Genomic DNA, 21,220 nt, shown 5'->3' on the forward strand with positions numbered 1-21,220 from the left:
AGACGGTCGCGGAGCGGGTGAAGGAGCGGGGGTGGCGGCACACCTGGTTGCGGGTGAGTCACGCGTTCCACTCGCCGCTGATGGAGCCGGTCTTGAAGCGGTTCCGGGAGGCGATCGCGGGTGTCACCTTCAGCGCCCCGACCATTCCCTTCGTGTCCACCGTGGACATCGACGCGGCTCCGGTGGACGCCGACTACTGGGTGCGCAACGTCCGGGACACGGTCCGTTTCGCCGATGCGGTGGCTCACCTGCACGAACAGGGCGTCAGCACCTTCCTGGAGGTAGGCCCGGACACCGCGCTGACCGCCGCCGGGCCGGGCTGCCTGCCCGAGGAGAGCACGGCGGCGTTCGTCTCGCTGTTCCGCCGCGACCAGCCGGAGGTCCGTGCCCTGGCCACGGGTCTGGCCCGCTTCCAGGTGCACGGTGGGACGGTCGACTGGGCACGGTACCTGCCCGCCGCGGCCCGGGTCGAGTTGCCCACCTACGCCTTCCAGCGCCGCCGCTACTGGCTGGAATCGGTCGCCGGTGGCGATCTCGGCGCCGTAGGGCTGCTCCCGGCGGGCAACCCCCTGCTCGGCGCGGTCACCGCGTTGGCCGGGTCCGATGCCTACTTGCTCACCGGCCGGCTGTCGGTGCTGTCCCAGCCCTGGCTGGCCGACCACCGTGTCTCCGGAGCGATCGTGCTGCCCGGCGCGGCGTTCGTGGAACTGGCCGTGCAGGCCGCCGACCGGGTCGGCTGCGACCGGGTCGAGGAACTCGTCCTGCGGGCGCCGCTCGTACTCCCCGACAGCGGCGCGGTGCGGCTGCAGCTGGCCGTCCGCGAAGCCCAGGACTCGGGCCGTCGTGCCGTTGACATCTACTCGCTGGCCGTGGACGCGCCCGAGGACGAGCCGTGGACGCTGCACGCCACCGGCACCCTCGCCACCGGCCCGGCCGAACCCGTCGTAGCGGAAGAGGCCTGGCCACCGCGGGACGCCATCCCGCTGGCCGTGGACACCGCCTATGCCGATCTCGCCGCCCGCGGCCTGGACTACGGCCCCGCGTTCCAGGGCCTGCGTGCGGCCTGGCGGCGCGGCGCGGACATCCTCGCCGAGGTCGCCCTGCCCGACGAACACCGTGCCGGGGCCGGCGCGTTCGGCCTGCACCCGGCGCTGCTGGACGCCGCACTGCACGCGCTCGCGCTCACCGACGACAGCGGCACCGCGCGGCTGCCGTTCTCCTGGGCCGGCATCCGGCTGCACGCCGCCGGAGCGTCCGTCGCGCGGGTCCGGCTCACCCCCACCGGGGAGGGCAGCGTGGCCCTGGACCTCTTCGACGCCACCGGCTCCCCGGTCGCCTCCGTCGGTGCGCTCACGTTGCGTGCCACCACCGGCCGCACCACCACCCGGGTGGACCGCGACTCGCTGTTCCGGCTGGACTGGGACACCATCCCGGCCCCCGCCGAACCGGCCACCGGCTCCTGGGCGGTCGTAGGCACTCTGCCCGAGACCCTGGCCGACGCCCTGCGTGCGACCGGAGTCGATCTCGTCGCCGACGCTGCCGCCGTGGGCGACGACGGTGCCGCCGAGGGGAAGCACGGTGCCGCCGAGGTCACCGTGCTGGCCGTTCCGCCGGGGCAGCCCGCCGAGCAGGTGACCTCCGCCGTGCTGCGGCAGGTGCAGGACTGGCTGGCCGCCACCGCCGCGCCCGCCCGGTTGCTGGTGGTCACCGACGGGGCGGTCGCCACCGAACCCGCCGACCACCCGGCCGATCCGGGCGGCGCGGCGGTGTGGGGGCTGCTGCGCGCCGCGCAGGCCGAGCAGCCCGACCGGATCGTGCTGGCCGACCTCGACGGCACCACCGCATCCCGCCGCGCACTCCCGGCCGCTGCGTCCACCGGGCAACCGCAGGTGGCGCTGCGCGACGGCGCGCTGCTCACCCCCCGGCTGGTCAGGCCCGAGCTGGTGCCGCCCGCGGACCCGCACTGGCGGCTGGCCGTCACCCGTCCGGGGACCCTCGACAACCTCGCGCTGGTGCCTGCCCCGGCCGCTTCCGCCCCGCTGGAGCCGGGCCAGGTGCGCATCGCCGTGCGCGCCGCCGGGCTGAACTTCCGCGATGTGCTCATCGCCCTCGGGATGTACCCCGGGGAGGTGCCCCTCGGCGGGGAGGGTGCCGGTGTGGTCACCGAGGTGGCCGCCGACGTCACCGACCTCACCCCGGGCACCTCGGTCACCGGACTGTTCGGTGACGCGTTCGCGCCGGTCGCGGTGGCCGAGCGGGCCGCCGTCGCGCCGATCCCGGACGGCTGGACCTTCGAGCAGGCCGCCGCCATGCCGATCGCGCACCTCACCGCATACCTCGGCCTGGTCGAACTCGCCGGGCTGCGGGCCGGCCAGTCGGTACTGATCCACTCCGCGGCCGGCGGCGTCGGCATGGCCGCCGTGCAGCTCGCCCGGCACCTGGGTGCCGAGGTCTACGGCACCGCCAGCCCCGGCAAGTGGCACGTGCTGCGCGAACTCGGCCTGGACGACGCGCACATCGCCTCCTCCCGCGACACCGGCTTCGCCACGAGGTTCGGCCCGGTCGACGTCGTCCTCAACTCGCTGTCCGGCGAGTTCGTCGACGCCTCGGCGGGACTGCTGCGCCCCGGAGGCACCTTCCTGGAGATGGGCAAGACCGACCTGCGCGACCCGGCCGGCTTCCCGGAGATCGGCTACCGGCCGTTCGACCTGATGCAGCTGCCGCCGTACGAGATGCAGCGGCTGCTGGTCGCGGTGCTGGACCTGTTCGCCGCGGGCGCCCTGACCCCGCCGCCGCTGTCGGTGTGGCCGATCGCCCGCGCCACGGACGCCTTCCGGTTCCTCAGCCAGGCCCGGCACACCGGCAAACTGGTGCTCACCCTGCCCCGCCCGCTCGACCCCGAGGGCACCGCACTGATCACCGGCGGCACCGGCACCCTCGGCGGGCTGGTCGCCCGGCACCTCGTGCGCGAGCACGGCATACGGCACCTGCTGCTCACCGGCCGCCGCGGCAGCGCACCCGAACTGGCCGCCGAGCTGACGGAACTCGGCGCCGAGGTCCGCGTGGTGGCCTGCGACGCCGCCGACCGGGACGCGCTCGCCGCGCTGCTCGCCGGCATCCCCGCCGAGCACCCGCTCACCGCCGTGGTGCACGCGGCCGGGGTCGCCGACGACGGGCTGTTCAGCGCGCTGACCCCGGAACGCCTGGCGGCGGTGCTGCGGCCCAAGGTGACCGCCGCGGTGCACCTGGACGAGCTGACCCGCGGGCACGACCTGGCCGCGTTCGTGCTGTTCTCCTCGGCCACCGGCACGCTCGGCGGCCCCGGCCAGGCCAACTACGCCGCCGCCAACGCCTGCCTGGACGCGCTGGCCGGCCGGCGGCGCGCCGCCGGGCTGCCCGCCCAGTCGCTGGCCTGGGGCCTGTGGGCCCCGCCCAGCGGCATCACCGGCGACCTGTCCGCGGCCGACCTGGCCAGGATGGCCCGCGCCGGAGTGCAGGCGCTGTCGGCCGAGGAGGCGCTGGCGCTGTTCGACACGGCGCTGACCCTGGACGACCCGGTGCTGCTGCCGGCCAAGGTCCGGTTGCGCACCGCCGACCCCGCGCTGCTGCCACCGCTGCTGCGCGCTCTGGTCCGCGACCGCCGCCGGACCGCCGCGGCGACCGAGCCCGGTACGGTGAGGCCGGCCGAACCGACGGCCGAGGAGCTGCTGGCGCTGGTGCGCGCCGAGGCCGCCGCCGTCCTCGGTCACGCCGACGCCGACGCCATCGACCCGCAGGCGGAGTTCCGCGCGCTGGGCGTGGACTCGCTGTCCGCTGTGGAACTGCGCAACCGGCTCACCGCGGCCATCGGCGCCCCCCTGCCGGCCACGCTCGTGTTCGACTACCCGACCCCCGCCGCGCTGGCCGGCCACCTGCGCCGGGACCGGCCCGAGGAGACGGCCCCGGCCGTGCGGCCCCCGGCGCGCACCGGCGCCGACACCGACGAGCCCATCGCGATCGTCGGCATGGCCTGCCGGTTCCCGTCGGAGATCCGCTCCCCGGAGCAGCTGTGGCAGTTCCTGCTCGACGGCGGCGACGGCATCACCGAGTTCCCCGCCGACCGCGGCTGGGACCTGGACGCGCTGTTCGACCCCGACCCCGACCGGCCGGGCACGTCGTACACCCGGCACGGCGGCTTCCTGCGCGACGCCGCCGGCTTCGACGCCGAGTTCTTCGGCATCAACCCGCGCGAGGCGCTGGCCACCGATCCGCAGCAGCGGCTGCTGCTGGAAACCTCGTGGGAGACCTTCGAACGCGCCGGGATCGACCCGGCCTCGGTGCGCGGCAGCAGGACCGGCGTGTTCGTCGGCGTGATGCGCCAGGACTACGGGCCGATGCTGCACCACGCCGCGGACGGCGTGGAGGGCTACCGGCTCACCGGCAGCGCGGCCAGCGTCGCCTCCGGCCGGCTCGCCTACACGTTCGGTCTGGAAGGCCCCACGCTCACCGTGGACACCGCCTGCTCGTCCTCGCTCGTGGCGCTGCACCTGGCCGCCCAGGCGCTCCGTCGCGGCGAGTGTGACCTGGCGCTGACCGGCGGCGCCACCGTGATGGCCACCCCCGGGCTGTTCGTGGAGTTCTCCCGGCAGCGCGGCCTGGCCGCCGACGGCCGCGTGAAGGCGTTCTCCGCCACCGCCGACGGCACCTCGTGGTCCGAGGGCGCCGGCATGCTCCTCGTGGAGCGGCTGTCCGACGCGCGGGCGAACGGGCACCCGGTGCTGGCCGTGGTGCGCGGCTCCGCGATCAACTCCGACGGCGCGTCCAACGGGCTCACCGCGCCCAACGGCCCCTCCCAGCAGCGGGTGATCCGCACCGCGCTGGCCGCGGCCGGACTGTCCGCGCAGGACGTCGACGCGGTGGAGGCGCACGGCACCGGCACCACCCTGGGCGACCCCATCGAGGCCCAGGCCCTGCTGGCCACCTACGGCCGCGACCGGGACGGCGAACCGCTGTGGCTCGGCTCGGTCAAGTCCAACCTCGGGCACACCCAGGCCGCCTCCGGCGTCGCCGGGATCATCAAGATGGTCCTGGCCCTCCGGGAAGGCCTGCTGCCGCGCACGCTGCACGTCCGCGAACCCAGCCCGCACGTGGACTGGGCCTCCGGCGCGGTGTCCCTGCTCACCGAACCGCGGCCCTGGCCCGAGACCGGCCGCCCCCGCCGCGCCGCGGTGTCCTCGTTCGGCGTCAGCGGCACCAACGCCCACATCATCATCGAACAGGCCCCGGCCGAGGCACCGGCGGCGGCACCGGCCCGGGCGGTCCTGCCGCTGCCGGTCGTGGTCTGCGCACGCACCGCACCGGCGCTGCGCGCCCAGGCAGCCCGGTTGCTGACCCACCTCCGCGAACACCCCGACGTCGAACCGGCCGTGCTGGCGCACTCGCTGCTGACCACCCGCACCGCGCACCCGCACCGGGCCGCGATCCTCACCGACCCGCCCGCCGGGCTGGCCGCCCTCGCCGACGGAACTCCCCACGCCGACGTGGTCACCGGCATCGCGGCCGACGCCGGGAAACTGGCCTTCCTCTTCCCCGGCCAGGGCTCCCAGCGCCTCGGCGCCGGCCGCGAACTGGCCGCGGAGTTCCCCGCCTACGCCGCCGCGTTCGACGCGGTGTGCGCCGAACTCGACCGGCATCTGCCCCGGCCGCTGCGCGAGGTGCTGTTCGCCGCCGAGGGCAGCCCCGAGGCCGAACTGCTCGAGCGCACCGACTTCACCCAGGCGGCGCTGTTCGCCGTAGAGGTCGCGCTGGTCCGGCTCGTGGAGAGCTGGGGCCTGCGACCGGACCTGGTGGCCGGCCACTCGGTCGGCGAGATCGTCGCCGCGCACGTCGCCGGGGCGCTCACGCTGCCCGACGCCGCCGCGCTGGTCACCGCCCGCGGCAGGCTCATGGCACGGGCCACCCCCGGCGGCGCGATGGTCGCCGTCCAGGCCACCGAGGCCGAACTCGCCCCGATGCTGGCCGAGCACGCCGGACAGGTGCGGCTGGCCGCGGTCAACGGCCCCGGCTCGGTGGTGGTGTCCGGCGACGCCGACGCGGTCGCCGCGATCGGCGCGCACTGGCGCGAACGGGGCCGCCGCACCCGGCAGCTGCGGGTCAGCATGGCCCCGCACTCCCCGCACGTGGACGGCATCCTGGCCGAGTACCGGGAGGTCGTCACCCGCATCCCGATCACCGCGCCGCGGCTGCCGGTGGTGTCCACGGTGACCGGGGCGCCGCTGTCGGAGCGGGAGATCACCGACCCGGAACACTGGGTGGCCAACGTCCGCGACAGCGTGCGCTTCCTGCCCGCCGTGCGCGCCCTGGCCGAGGCCGGGGCCACCGCGTTCGTCGAGATCGGCCCGGCCGCGGCGCTGACCGCGATGGCCCGCGACTGCCTGCCCGGCGCGGACGGCGGCCTGTCCGGCGCGGACGGCGGCCTGACCGGCGCGGGAGGCGGTACCGCACCCGGCACCGGACCCGCTGTGGAACGCATCGTTCTCCCCACCCTGCGCGACGGCCGGGACGAGACCCCGGCCCTGCTGGACGCGCTGGCCCGGCTGCACGTGCACGGCATCTTCCCGGACTGGGCCGCGGTCACCGAAGGCCGCGCACCGGCGCCCGTCGCGCTGCCCACCTACGCGTTCCAGCACCGCCGGTTCTGGATGACCGGCGAGACGGCCGCCGACGCCGGCGCGGTCGGCCTCGGCCCGGTCGGGCACCCGCTGCTCGGCGCGGCCGTCACGCTGGCCGACGGCGCAGGCGTGCTGTTCACCGGACGGCTGTCCACCACCACCCAGCCCTGGCTCGCCGACCACGTGGTGGCCGGCCGGATCGTGCTGCCCGGCACCGCGTTCGTCGAGCTCGTCGCCCGCGCCGGGGACGAACTGGGCTGCGGCCGGATCACCGACCTGACCCTGGACGCGCCGCTGGTGCTGGCCGAGCGGGGCGGCGCCGCGGTGCAACTCGTGCTCGGCGCGCCCGACGAACACGGCCGCCGCGCGGTGACCCTGTACTCGCGGGCCGAGGCGGGCACCACCGACGAGCCGTGGACCCGGCACGCCGCCGGCACCGTCGAGCCCCCGGCCGGCACCGCGCCGACGCAAGCGGACCGGCCCCCGGCCGAGACGGCCGGCACCGAGTGGGACGAGACCGACCCGGGCGAGCTGTACGAGGTGCTGGCCGACCGCGGTCTGGCCTACGGACCGGTGTTCCGCGGGCTGCGCGCGGCCCGGTGGCGGGACACCGGCACCGGCACCGAGGTGTTCGCCGAGGTGGAACTGCCCGCCCCGGCCGAACCCGGCGGCTATGGGGTGCACCCGGCGCTGCTGGACGCAGCGTTGCACGCCCTGGCCACCGACCCCGGGGCGAGCACGGCCGCCCTGCCGTTCGCCTGGACCGGGGTGACCGTGTGGCAGCCCGGTGCCGCGACGCTGCGGGTGCGGCTGACACCGGTCGACGGCGGTGTCGCGATCGCCGCGTACGACGCCCACGGCGCTCCGGTGATCACCGTGGAAAGCCTGACGCTGCGCCCGATCCCGGCCGGACTGGGCACGGCGGACCCCGGCTCCGAGGCGCTGCACACCGTGGCCTGGATACCGGTGCGCACCGGCGCCCGAGGACCCGCGCCTACCGCACTCGGTGCCGCTGTGTCCGGCGGCCTTGGTGCCGAGGGTTCTGTGCCCACCGGACTCGGCGTCGAAAGTTCCGTGCCCACCGCACTCGGTGCCGAAGGTTCCGTGCCCACCGGACTCGGTGCCGAAGGATCCGCGCCCACCGCGCTCGGCGCCGTAGGATCCGTGCCCACCGCGCTCGGCCCCGAAGGACCTGTGCCCACCGCACTGGGCCCCGATCTGGACCTCGCCGCGGTGACCGAACCGGGGGAGTGGCTGCTGGCCGCGCTGCCCGCCGCGGCGGACGGCCCGGCCGGGATCGCCACCGCCACCCACCGGGTGCTGTCCCTGCTGCAGGCGTTCCTGGCGGAGGAGCGGTTCGCCACCACCACGCTGGTGCTGCGCACCTCCGGCGCCACCGACGGCACCGACCTGGGCGCAGCGGCCGCCTGGGGCCTGGCCCGCTCGGCCCAGTCGGAGAACCCGGGCCGGATCGTGCTGCTGGACAGCGACGACAGTGTGCCCGACCCCGTCGCCCTCGTCACCGGCGAACCCCAACTCGCCGTCCGCGACGGCGCGGTGCTCGTTCCGCGGCTCGTCCGCGGCAGTGCCGGTGAGCCCGCCGCATGGCACCCCGACGGCACCGTGCTGATCACCGGCGGCACCGGCGCGCTCGGCTCGGTACTGGCCCGGCACCTGGCCGCCGAGCACGGCGTACGGCACCTGCTGCTCGCCGGGCGCCGGGGCCCCGACACCCCGGGCGCCGCCGAACTGGTCGCCGACCTCGCCGCTCTCGGCGCCACCGCCGAGGTGGTGGCCTGCGACGCCGCCGACCGGGACGCGCTGGCCGCGCTGCTGGCCGGCATCCCCGACGAACACCCGCTCACCGCCGTGGTGCACACCGCCGGGGTGCTGGACGACGGCATGCTCGCCGCGCAGACCCCCGAGCGCGTCGACCGGGTGCTGCGGCCCAAGGCGGACGCCGCGCTGCACCTCGACGAGCTGACCCGCGGGCACGACCTGGCCGCGTTCGTGCTGTTCTCGTCGGCCGCCGGGATCCTGGGCAGCCCCGGGCAGAGCAACTACGCCGCCGCCAACGCCGTGCTGGACGGCCTGGCCGTCAGACGACGCGCGGCCGGCCTGCCCGCCGTGTCGCTGGCCTGGGGCCTGTGGGCCGGCGCCGGCGGCATGGGCGACACCGCGGACGGCGCCGCCCGGCAGCGCATCGAACGGCTGGGTGTGGTGCCGCTCGACCCCGCCGAGGGGATGCGGCTGTTCGACGCCGCCGTAACAGGCGGGACCGCGCTGGCCGTCCCGGTCAAGCTGAACCTGCCCGCGCTGCGCGAACAGGCCCGCACCGTCCCGCCGGCCCCCGTGCTGCGCGCGCTGGTCCGCGTCCCCGCCCGGCGCACCACGGGCACCGGCGCACTGCGGACCGCGTTCACCGGGCTCGACGAGGCCGCTCGAACCAGGCTGGTCCACGACACCGTACGCACCGCGGTGGCCGCCACCCTCGGCCACGACGACGCGACCGCACTGGGCGACCGGCGCGCCTTCACCGACCTCGGGTTCGACTCCCTGACCTCGGTGGAACTGCGCAACCGGCTGGCCGCCGCCACCGGACTGTCCCTGCCCGCCACGCTCGCCTTCGACCACCCCAGCATCTCGGCCACCGCCGAGTACCTGCTCGGCAGACTCACCGCGGCCGCCACCCCGGCGCGCACCGCACCCCGCCCCAGCGGCCCGGCCGACGAGCCGATCGCCATCGTCGGCATGGCCTGCCGCTACCCGGGCGGCGTGCGCTCCCCGGAGGACCTGTGGCGGCTGGTGGCCGGGGACGGCGACGCCATCTCACCGTTCCCCACCGACCGCGGCTGGGACACCGAACGCCTCTACGACCCCGACCCCGACCGGGCCGGGCACACCTACCTCACCTCGGGCGGCTTCCTGCACGACGCGGCCGAGTTCGACGCCGCGCTGTTCGGGATCTCGCCGCGCGAGGCGCTCGCCATGGATCCGCAGCAGCGGCTGCTGCTGGAGACCTCCTGGGAGGCGCTGGAACGCACCGGCATCGACCCCCTGTCACTGCGGGACACCGACACCGGCGTGTTCGTCGGCGTCATGTACCACGACTACGCCACCCGGCTGCCCAGCACGCCGCAGGACGTGGAGGGCTACCTCGGCGCGGGCACCGCGGGCAGCGTCGCCTCCGGCCGGATCGCCTACACCTTCGGCCTGCAGGGCCCGGCGGTCACCGTGGACACCGCCTGCTCCTCCTCGCTGGTCACCCTGCACCTGGCGGCGCAGGCACTGCGCGCCGGGGAGTGCTCGCTGGCGCTGGCCGGCGGCGCCACCGTGATGTCCACGCCGGGCACCTTCATCGAGTTCTCCCGGCAACGCGGCCTGGCCGCCGACGGCCGCGTGAAGGCGTTCTCCGCGGACGCGGACGGCACCGTCTGGTCCGAGGGCGTCGGCCTGCTCGTGGTGGAGCGGCTGTCCGACGCACGCCGCAACGGCCACCGGATCCTCGGCGTGCTGCGCGGCTCCGCGGTGAACCAGGACGGTGCGTCCAACGGGCTCACCGCGCCCAACGGCCCCTCCCAGGAGCGGGTCATCCGCACCGCGCTGGCCGCCGCCCACCTGTCCCCCTCGGACGTCGACCTGGTGGAGGCGCACGGCACCGGAACCGCGCTCGGCGACCCGATCGAGGCGCAGGCGCTGCTGGAGACCTACGGCCAGGGCCGCGACGACGACCCGCTGTGGCTCGGCTCGGTCAAGTCCAACCTCGGGCACACCCAGGCCGCCGCCGGCGTCGCCGGGGTGATCAAGGTCGTACAGGCGATGGAGCACGGCCTGATGCCGCGCACCCTGCACGTCGACGAACCGACGTCGCACGTGGACTGGTCGGCAGGCGAGGTGCGGCTGCTCACCGAGGCGCGGCCCTGGCCGGAACGGGACCGGCCGCGCCGGGCCGCGGTGTCCTCGTTCGGGATCAGCGGCACCAACGCGCACGTGATCCTCGAGCAGGCCCCGCAGACGCCGCCCCCACGGACCCCGGTGCCCCGGCGGGTGGTGCCGGTGCCGCTGTCCGGCAACAGCGAGGCCGCGTTGCGCGCCCAGGCCGGCCGACTGCTCGGCTGGCTGGCCGCCGAACCGGACGCCGGACTGGTCGACGTGGCCGCCGCCCTGGCCACCGGGCGCTCCGCACTGACCCACCGCGCCGTGGTGGTCGCGGCCGACCGCGCGGACCTGCTCACCGGGCTGACCGCGCTGGCCGCCGGGGACACCGCGTCCCACCTGGCCACCGGAACCGCCGGGGCCACCGGTCGCACGGTGTTCGTGTTCCCGGGTCAGGGTGCGCAGTGGGCGGGGATGGCGGTCGGACTGCTGGAGTCGTCGCCGGTGTTCGCGGCGCGGATGGCCGAGTGCGCGTCGGCGTTGGGCGAGTTCGTGGACTGGTCGTTGCTGGGTGTGCTGCGGGGGGAGGCCGGGCAGCCCGGGTTGGACCGGGTCGATGTGGTGCAGCCGGTGTCCTTCGCGGTGATGGTGTCGCTGGCGGAACTCTGGCGGTCGTTCGGGGTCGAGCCGGACGCGGTGGTCGGCCACTCGCAGGGTGAGATCGCGGCCGCCTGTGTGGCGGGGGCGCTGTCCCTGCGCGACGCCGCGCTGGTGGTCTGCGTACGCAGCAGGCTGATCGCCGAGGAACTGACCGGACACGGCGGGATGGTGTCCGTGGCGCTGCCCGCCGACGAGGTGACCGGCCTGCTGCCCGCCGGGGGCCAGGTGACCGTCGCCGCGGTGAACGGCTCCGCCTCCACGGTGGTCTCCGGCGACCCCGCGGCCCTGGACCGGCTGCTGGCCGACTGCGCCGAACGCGCGGTACGAGCCCGCCGTGTCGCGGTGGACTACGCCTCGCACTCCGCGCACGTGGAGCGCATCGAGACCCGCCTGGTCGACGCCCTCGCCGGGATCCAGCCGCGGGCGGCACAGGTGCCGATGTTCTCCACGGTCACCGCCGACTGGGCCGACCCGGCCGAGCTGGACGCCGGCTACTGGTACCGCAACCTGCGCCGCACCGTCCGGTTCGAACAAGCCGTGCGCGCCCTGGCCGAGCAGGGGCACCGCGCCTTCGTCGAGGTCAGCCCGCACCCGGTGCTGGCACCAGGGATCGACGAGACCCTGGACGAGGTGACCGTCGTGGGTTCGCTGCGCCGCGACCGGGGCGGCCTCGACCGGTTCCTGCTCTCCGTCGCCGAGGCGCACGTCGCGGGGCTGCCGGTGCGGCCGACCGCCGCCTTCGACGGCCTGCGGACCGCCCCGGTGGACCTGCCCACCTACGCCTTCCAGCGGCAGCGCTACTGGCTCGCCGCCCCGGAGCACACCGGGACCGGCGCGGCGGACGGCGCGTTCTGGGCGGCGGTCGACGGCGCCGACCCCGCCGACCCGAAGGTGCTGGCCGACCTGCTCGGCGTCCCCGCCGAACCCCTGGCCGAGGTGCTGCCCGGACTGGCCGCCTGGCGCGCCGCCCAGGAGACGGCCGCCACATCCGACGACCGGCGCTACACCGTGGGCTGGCGACCCGTCGAACCGGCCGAGGCGGTGCTGACCGGCACCTGGCTGGTGGTCGCCCCGGACGGCTCGGACCTGGCCGCGGACTGTGCCGCCGCGCTCACCCGCGCCGGAGCCGCGGTCCGCCTGGTCGGCCCGGACGCCGTGGCGGCCGAGGCCGGTACGGCGTCCGGGGTGGTCTCCCTGCTGGGCCTGGCCGAGGGCCCGCACCCGGAGCAGCCCGCCGTACCCGCCGGCCTGGCCGCCACCCTGGAACTGGTCCGCGCCCTGGCCGCCACCGACACCACGCTGTGGCTGGTCACCACCGGCGCGGTCGCCGCCACCCAGGCCGACCGGCTGCCCCACCCCGAACAGGCCATGCTCTGGGGCCTGGGCCGCACCCTCGCCCTGGAACAGCCGAAACTGTTCGGCGGCATCGTCGACCTGCCCGAGGACCCGGGCCGCGCCCTGGACCGGCTGGCCCCGCTGCTGGCCGGCACCACCGAGGACCAGGCCGCCCTGCGCGACACCGGGGTGCTGGTGCCGCGGCTGGCGCACGCCCCGCTGCGCGGGCGCACCCCGGCCCGGCGGTGGCAGCCCACCGGCACCGTGCTGGTCACCGACGGCCTCGGCCCGATGGGCCTGCCCGTGGCCCGCTGGCTGGCCGCGAACGGCGCGCAGGCGCTCGTCCTGACCACCGACGACCCGGCCGCCACGGCACCGGACGACCTCGGCGTCCCGGTCACCCTGAGCACCTGCGACCCGGCCGACGAGGCCGCGCTGGCCGCACTGCTCGCCGGGATCCCGGCGGACCTGCCGCTGACCGCGGTGGTGCACGCCGCGGGCACCCTGCGCTCCGGCACGCTGACCGGCACCGACCTCGCCGAGGTCGCCGCCACCCTCGACACCAAGGTCCGCGGCGCGGCCAACCTGGACCGGCTCACCGGCGAGCTGGACGCGTTCGTGCTGTTCTCCTCCGTCGCGGCCACCTGGGGCGGCAGCGAACAGGGCGCGTTCGCGGCGGCCAACGCCTACCTCGACGCCCTGGCACAGCAGCGGCACGCCCGCGGGCTGCCCGCCACCGCCATCGCCTGGGGCCCGTGGAAGGGCGCCGGACTCGGCGGGGCGGACGCCGACACCGAGGCCGAGCGCCGCGAGCAGCTGCGCCGCCGCGGTGTGCTCGCGCTGGACCCCCAGCAGGCGCTCGTGGCCCTGGCCGACGCGGTGCGGCACGCCGACACCGTGGTGACCGTGGCCGATGTGGACTGGGCCGGCTTCGCGCCCGCGTTCACCGCCGCCCGGCCCAGTCCGCTGCTCGGCGAACTGCCCGAGGTCCGCGAGAGCCTCGCCGCCGACACCGACGAACCGGCCGCGGCCGAACCCGGGCTCGCCGCCCGGCTCGGCGCGCTGCCCGAGGCCGACCAGCAACGCGAACTCGTCGAACTGGTGCGCAGGGAGGTCGCCGTCGTCCTCGGCCACGACGACCCGGACGCACTGCCCACCGGGCGGCCGTTCACCGAGCTCGGATTCGACTCGCTGGCCGCGGTGAACCTGCGTAACCGGCTCGGCGCGGCCACGGGCGTGCGGCTGCCGGCCACCGCGGTCTTCGACCACCCCACCCCCGCCGGACTCGCCGATCACCTGCGCAAGCAACTGGTGGTGCCCGCCACGGCGGCCGTCGGCTCGCTGGACGAGGAACTCGACCGGCTGGCCGGAGTGCTGGCCGAGGTGTCCGGCGAGGACGACCGGCGGCGCGCGCTGACCCGGCTGCAGGGCCTGGTCAGCCGGCTGAGCCCGCGCTCGGACGGTACCGGCGACTCGGTCACCGAGCAGCTCGGGGCCGCCAGCGACGAAGAGATCTTCCGGTTCATCGACTCGGAGTTGAGCTGATCATGAGTGATGTCAACCGTCTCCGCGACTACCTGCGCAAGGTCACCGTCGACCTGCACGAGACCCGGCAGCGGTTGCGCGCGTACGAGCAGCGCGACGCCGAGCCGATGGCCGTCGTCGGCATGGCCTGCCGCTTCCCGGGCGGCATCACCTCCCCCGAGGACCTGTGGGAGGTGGTGGCCTCCGGCCGCGACGTGATGTCGGCCTTCCCCACCGACCGCGGCTGGCCGCTGGACCGCCTCTTCGACCCCGACCCGGACCGGCCCGGCACCACCTACGTCAAGCAGGCCGGGTTCCTGCACGACGTGGCCGACTTCGACGCCTCGTTCTTCGGCATCTCCCCGCGCGAGGCGCTGGCCATGGACCCGCAGCAACGGCTGCTGCTGGAGACCTCCTGGGAGGCGCTGGAGCGCGCCGGCATCGACCCGCTGTCCCTGCGCGGCAGCCAGACCGGCGTGTTCGTCGGCAGCGGAGCGCAGGACTACGGGATGCTCGCGGCGCAGGCCGCCGAGGACCTGGAGGGCTACCTGCTGACCGGCAACGCCATCAGCGTGCTGTCCGGTCGGCTGTCCTACACCCTGGGCCTGGAGGGACCGGCGCTGTCCGTGGACACCGCCTGCTCGGCCTCACTGGTCGCCCTGCACCTGGCCTGCCGTTCGCTGGCCCGTGGCGAGTGCTCGCTGGCGCTGGCCGGGGGAGCGTCGGTGCTGTCCACCCCGGCCGGGTTCGTGGAGCTGTCCCGGCAGCGCGGCCTGGCCCCCGACGGCCGCGCCAAGGCGTTCGCCGAGGCCGCCGACGGCACCGCCTGGTCCGAGGGCGCCGGGATGCTGGTGGTGGAGCGGCTGTCCGACGCGCGCCGCAACGGTCACCGCGTGCTGGCCGTGGTGCGCGGCTCTGCGGTCAACCAGGACGGCGCGTCCAACGGGCTGACCGCCCCCAACGGGCCCTCCCAGGAACGGGTCATCCGCGCCGCGCTGGCCGACGCGGGCCTGGCCGCCGCCGACATCGACGCGGTCGAGGCGCACGGCACCGGCACCGCGCTGGGCGACCCCATCGAGGCCAACGCGCTGCTGGCCACCTACGGCCGCAACCGGCCCGCAGACCGCCCGCTGTGGCTGGGATCGCTGAAGTCCAATCTGGGCCACGCCGGTGCGGCCGCCGGGGTCGGCGGAGTGATCAAGATGGTGATGGCGCTGCGCGGCGACCACCTGCCGCGCACCCTGCACGTCGATGCGCCCACCTCCAAGGTGGACTTCTCCTCCGGCGCGGTCGCGCTGCTGACCGAGCCGCAACCGTGGCCGGAGACCGGCCGCCCGCGCCGCGCCGGGGTGTCCGCGTTCGGCATCAGCGGCACCAACGCGCACGTACTCCTGGAACAGGCCGACGAGTTCGCCGCACCCGAGCCGCCGGACAGCCCCGACACGGGTCAGGCGGCACCGGCCGGCACGAGTGCACTGGACGGGCCGAGTGCGCCGCGTGGTACGACTGCCCCCGTTGGCACGATTGCCCCGGCTGGCACGGCGGTCCCAACTGGCACGGCTCCGGTGGGCACGGCCAGCCCGACTGGCACGACCCCAGTGGGCGCGACTGTCCCAACTGAATCGACCGCCCCGGCAGGCACGACCGCACCGTCCGGTGCCACTGCCCCGGCGGGCGCGCCCGCCCCGGCCGCGACGACCGGCCCGCCCCGTCCGGTGCCGCTGGCGGTGTCCGCCCGTACCCGAGAGGCGCTGCGCGCTCAGGCCGAGCGGCTGCTGCCCCTGGTGCGGCGCGGCACCCCGCTGCCCGACCTCGCCGCGGCCCTGCTGCACCGCCGCTCCACCCTTGAACACCGCGCCGTCGTCGTCGCCGACGACGCCGACACCACCGCCGAGGGCCTGCGCGCCCTGGCCGAGGGCCGGCCGCACGACGCCGTGGTCAGCGCCGCCGCCGCGCCGACCGACCGGGTGGTGTTCGTCTTCCCCGGCCAGGGCTCGCAGTGGGCGGGCATGGCCGCCGAACTGCTGGACTCCGCCCCGGTGTTCGCCGCGCACCTGGCCGAGTGCGACACCGCGGCCCGCGCCTTCGTGGACTGGTCCATCGCCGACGTACTGCGCGGCGCGCCCGACGCGCCCGACATGGAGCGCATCGAGATCCTGCAACCGGTGCTGTTCGCGGTGATGGTGTCGCTGGCGGAGCTGTGGCGCTCCTACGGCCTCACCCCGGCCGCCGTGGTCGGCAGCAGCCAGGGCGAGATCGCCGCCGCCTACACCGCGGGGGCGCTGTCCCTGCACGACGCGCTGAAGATCGTGGTGCTGCGCAGCCAACTGTTCGCCGACGAACTGCGCGGCAACGGGGCGGTGGTGTCGGTGGCCGCGTCCGAACAGCAGGTCCGCGCCCGGCTGGCCGCCCAGGGCGACGCGCTGCACATCGGCGGCGTCAACGGCCCCAACGCGGTCACCGTGGTCGGCGCGTCGGCCGCACTGGAGCGGTTCGTCGCCGAGGCCACCGCCGACGGGCTGCGCGCCCGGCTGGTCGGCTCCACCGTCGCCTCCCACTGCGACCAGGTCGACCCGCTGCGCGAGCGGATCCTGGACATGTTCGCCGATGTGCGGCCCACCGCCGCCGCGGTGCCGTTCTGCTCGACCGTCACCGGCACGTTCACCGACACCACCACCCTGGGCGCGCCGTACTGGTTCGACAACGCCCGCCGGCCGGTGGCCTTCGACCCTGCCGTGCGTACCCTGCTGGACTCCGGGCTGCGGTTCTTCGTCGAGGTCAGCCCGCACCCGGTGCTGCTCACCGCGGTGCAGGACATCGCCGAGGACGCCGGGGCCGACGCCGCCGTGGTCGGTTCGCTGCGCCGCGACCAGGGTGGCCTGGACCGGTTCCTGCGCTCGGTGGCCGACGCGCACACCCGCGGCGCCCCGGTCGATCTCGGCGTCGCCCTGGCCGGCCGGGACACCGCCTGGGTGGACCTGCCCACCTACCCCTTCCAGCGGCAGCGCTACTGGCCCGAGCCCGACCCCACCGCCGTACCCGCCACGGCCGACCCGGTGGAGTCCGGCTTCTGGGAGGCGGTGGAGAACGCCGACCTGGCCGGCCTCACCGATGTCCTGGAACTGGACGCCGAACCACTGGCCGCCGTGCTGCCCGCGCTGTCGGCCTGGCGGCGGCAGCGTCGCGAGCAGTCCGTCGTGGACTCCTGGCGTTACGCGCTGGACTGGCGGCCGGTGTCCGACCCGGCGAGCGTCCGGCTGTCGGGCGACTGGCTGGTCGCCGTGCCGCCCGGGTACACCGGGCCGGAACCCGACGCACTGGCCCGGCACGGCGCCCGGGTGATCCGGGTCGAGGTCACCGCCGACCCGCCGGCCCCGGAAGCCCTGCGCGGCGCGCCGGCCGGTGTGCGGCCCACCGGCGTGCTCGCCCTGCTGGGCTGGCCGGCCGCCGTGACCCTGGTCCGCGCCCTGGTCGAGCTGGGCGTGGAGGCCCCGCTCTGGTTCACCACCACGGGAGTGGTGGCACTGGACGCCGAACCGGACGGTGACCCGGACCAGGCCGCGCTGTGGGGCCTGGCCCCGACGGTGTCACTGGAACATCCCGGCCTCACCGGCGGCGTCGTCGACCTGCCCGCCCGGCCCGACGAACGCGCGCTGACCCGCTGGTGCGCGGCGCTGTCCGGGCGGACCGGGGAGGAACAGCTCGCCGTCCGCCCGGCCGGGCTGTTCGCCCGCCGCCTGGTGCGCAGCCCGCTGACCGGGCTGACCGGCGCCGCCTGGCGGCCCACCGGCACCACCCTGGTCACCGGCGCGGACACCGCCATGGGCGCGACCGTGGCCCGCTGGCTGGCCGCGGCGGGCGCCCCCGCGCTGCTGCTGGCCGTCGACCCCGGCGGCGCGGTGCCCGAGGACACCACCGCCGAGCTGCGCGAACTCGGTACCGATGTGCGCACGGCCGCCTGCGACCTGACCGACCGTGCGGCGCTGGCCGCGCTGCTGGCCGGCGTCCCCGCCGGACATCCGCTCACCGCCGTGGTGCACACCGCCGTACCGCTCAGCGAGGCGCCGCTGACCACCCTCGACGGCGCCGCCGCCGCGGCGGCGCTGCGCCCCGGCGTCACCGCCGCGTGGCATCTGCACGAGCTGACCCGCGACGCCCCGCTCACCGCGTTCGTGCTGTTCTCCTCCCTCTCCGGCACCTTCGGCGGCGTCGGCCAAGCCGCGTACGCGGCGGCCACCGCCGCGCTCGACGCGCTGGCCGAGCACCGTGCCGCGGCCGGGCTGCCCGCCCTGTCGGTGGCCTGGGCACCCTGGGCCGACCCGGCCGACACCACGGGGGTCGCGGCCACCCGCCGGGAACGGCTGGCCGGCCGGGGGATCGCGGTGCTGGACGAGCAGCGCGCCCTCGCCGCGCTCGGCGACGCGCTCACCGCCGGGGACACCCGTCTGATGCTGGCCGACGTGGACTGGCCGCGGTTCCGTGGCGCGTACACCCTCACCGGCCCGCGCCCGCTGATCGCCGAGTTCACCCCCGACCGCGGCGGCCGGGAGGCCACCGGACCGGCCGGCCCGGACGCCGGCCAACTGGCCGCGCTGCCGGCCGCCGAGCGGTTCGGCGCACTGCTGTCCACGATCACCGGGCAGGCCGCGGCCGTCCTGGGCTTCCCGGACGGCTCCGCGATCGACCCGGCCCGCCGGTTCCTGGAACACGGCTTCGATTCGCTGACCAGCCTGGAGCTGCGCAACCGGCTGTCGGCGGCCACCGGCGTGCGGCTGACCGCGGCCACCCTGTTCGAGTACGACACCCCCGAGGCGCTGGCCCGCCACCTGCAGGGCGAACTCGGCGCGGAACCGGCCGCCACCACCGGGGCCGGACCCGGCTTGTTCGGAGCCCTCTACCACGAGGCGGCCGAGGCCGGGAAGACCGGCGAGTTCGTCGAGGTGCTCGGCGCCGCCGCCAAGCTGCGCACCACGTTCGGCTCCGCCGAGGAGGCCGGCGCGCTGCCCGAACCGGTGGAGCTGACCGCGCACGAGGACGGCCCCGTGCTGGTCTGCCTGCCCACCGTGCTGGCCACCTCCGGCCCGCACCAGTACGCCCGGTTCGCCGCCGGGCTGCGTGACCGGCGCGCGGTCTCGGCCGTCACGCTGCCCGGCTACCTCGACGGCGAACCCCTCCCCGCCGACCGGCCTGCCGCGATCGAGGCCGTCACCCGCCAGGTGCGGGCGGTGGGGGAGCGGCCGGTGGTGCTGGTCGGCTACTCCTCGGGCGGCCTGCTGGCCAACGGCGTCGCCGCCCGGCTGGCCGCGCTGGGCCGCCCGGCCGCCGGACTGGTACTCATCGACACCTTCGTGTTCGGCCCCGAGCTGACCACCACCGGCGCCGCACTGTTCGAGCAGATGTTCGCGCGGCTGGCCGACAGCGGCGCCGTCACCGACGCGCGGCTCACCGCGATGGGCGCCTACCTGCGGCTGCTCACCGACTGGGAGCCCGTCGACTGCGCGACCCCCATCCTGGTGGCCCGCACCACCGAGCCCCTCGCCGGATTCGACCGGCCGCCGGCCGACTGGACGTACCCGCACGACGCGGTGGAGCTGGTCGGCGACCACTTCACCGTCCTCGAAGAGCACGCCGACCGTACTGCCCAGGCGGTGCACGAGTGGTTGGAGAAGCGATGACGCGACGCACTACCGTCCTGGTCGTCGGCGCGGGCCCGTGCGGCCTGGCCATGGCCGCGCAGCTGAGCCGGCTCGGCGTCCAGGTCACCGTGGTGGACGCGGCGGAACACCCCCACACCGGCTCCCGGGCGATCCTGCTGTGGCCGCCGGTGCGGGAGGTGCTCGGCGAACTCGGCCTGGCCGAGCGTGCCGCCCGGGACGGCATCCGCCCCGCCGCGCTCCACTACCACCTGGGCTCCGGCGGCAGCGCGCGGGTGCCGCTGACCGACGTCAACGCCCCGCTGGTGCTGCCCCAGGAGCGCACCGCGCGGCTGCTCGCGGAGGCACTGGCCGACCGCGGCGCAGGCGTCGAATGGGGCACCCGGGTCACCAAGGTCGTCCCCGACGAGCACACGGTCACCGTCACCGCGACCCGCGCGGACGGCGGCACCACCGAGATCGAGGCCGACTGGGTGGTGGGCGCGGACGGACTGCGCAGCCAGGTGCGCACCCAGTTGGGCATCGACTTCTCCGGGGCCCGCTTCCCGGCCACCTACCTGCTCGCCGAGGGACGCATCGCCGGAAAGATCAGCACCGAGGAGATCCACTACTTCCTCGCCGACACCGGCGTCGCGCTGATCGCCCCGCTGCCCGGAGGCGAGTTCCGCATCTCCGGCGCCGTCCCGGCGGGCACCGAGGCCACCGCCGAGCACGCCCAGGCACTGCTGGACGAGCGCGGCCCCGGTGGGCTCCGCTTCACCGAGGTGCGCACCGTGACGCTGTTCTCCAGCGACGAGCGGGTGGCCGGCGCGCTGCGCTCCGGCCGCTGCTTCCTCGTCGGCGACGCCGCGCACGTCCACAGCCCGATCGGCGGCCAGGGCCTCAACCTGGGCATCCCGGACACCCGCAACCTGGCCTGGAAGCTCGCCGGCGTGGTGCACGGCCGGCTGCACGAGTCGATCCTCGACAGCTACGACCCGGAGCGGCGCGCCGCGATCGCGCAGACCCTCCGGGCCACCGGCCGGATGGCCCGGCAGGCCGAGGCCGGCCCGATGGCCCGCCGGGTCCGCGACCTCACCTGGCGGCTGCTCCAGGCCACCGGCGCGCTGGCCCACGGCTACGCGCCGATGCTGGCCGGCTGGCGCAGCCGCTACCCGGACGTGCTGCTCGGCGACCCGGCCGGCGGCCGGGACCGCACCCGGCCGCGCCCCGGAACCAGGGATCCCCGGTGGATCCCCAAGGCCTCCGACGAGCTGGCCGGCCGGTTCCAGCTGATCACCTACGGCGGTCCGTCCGGCGAACTCGCCGCCGCGGCCGCCGAGTTGGCCGACCGGTTGCCCGAGCTGGTCGCGCACTTCCCGCTGAACGGCCGTACGCAGCGGTTCGTGCTGCTGCGCCCGGACGGCTACGTGGCCGCCTCCGGTGGCGCCGACCGGCTCCCCGGCGTCGCCGCGAAGCTCGCCGCGCTGGTCCCCACCCCGTCGTCCCCGGCCGCCACCGCACGGTGACGGCCGACCACCA

General features: G+C 76.3%; 3 protein-coding genes. All 3 read left to right on the forward strand.

From position 1 onward, the window contains the following. Positions 1 to 53 precede the first annotated feature (53 nt). Genes ACGFRF_RS34725 through ACGFRF_RS34735 form a run of 3 tightly spaced genes read left to right on the forward strand, consistent with a single transcriptional unit; the run spans position 54 to position 21,207 of the window. A complete protein-coding gene (locus ACGFRF_RS34725) occupies positions 54 to 14,066 on the forward strand; it encodes a type I polyketide synthase (RefSeq protein ID WP_393746902.1) in 14,013 nt (4,670 codons plus the stop codon). 2 nt (positions 14,067 to 14,068) lie between these two features. Continuing rightward, positions 14,069 to 19,720 carry an SDR family NAD(P)-dependent oxidoreductase gene (locus ACGFRF_RS34730; protein ID WP_393746904.1) on the forward strand — a complete coding sequence of 1,884 codons (5,652 nt, stop codon included), beginning with the start codon at positions 14,069 to 14,071 and terminating at the stop codon, positions 19,718 to 19,720. After that, the gene (locus ACGFRF_RS34735; protein ID WP_393746906.1) at positions 19,717 to 21,207 is read left to right on the forward strand and encodes an FAD-dependent oxidoreductase; all 1,491 of its coding nucleotides are present in this window, start codon (positions 19,717 to 19,719) and stop codon (positions 21,205 to 21,207) included. The genes ACGFRF_RS34730 and ACGFRF_RS34735 overlap by 4 nt, the downstream gene beginning before the upstream one ends. Positions 21,208 to 21,220: the final 13 nt, after the last annotated feature.

It is taken from the genome of Streptomyces sp. NPDC048521 (assembly GCF_043199855.1).
Taxonomy (GTDB): Bacteria; Actinomycetota; Actinomycetes; order Streptomycetales; family Streptomycetaceae; genus Streptomyces.

What these genes read in the sequence shown, in the direction of transcription:
- ACGFRF_RS34730 (WP_393746904.1), top strand. Translation starts at nt 14,069, where the DNA reads ATGAGTGATGTCAACCGTCTCCGCGACTACCTGCGCAAGGTCACCGTC.
- ACGFRF_RS34735 (WP_393746906.1), top strand. Translation starts at nt 19,717, where the DNA reads ATGACGCGACGCACTACCGTCCTGGTCGTCGGCGCGGGCCCGTGCGGC.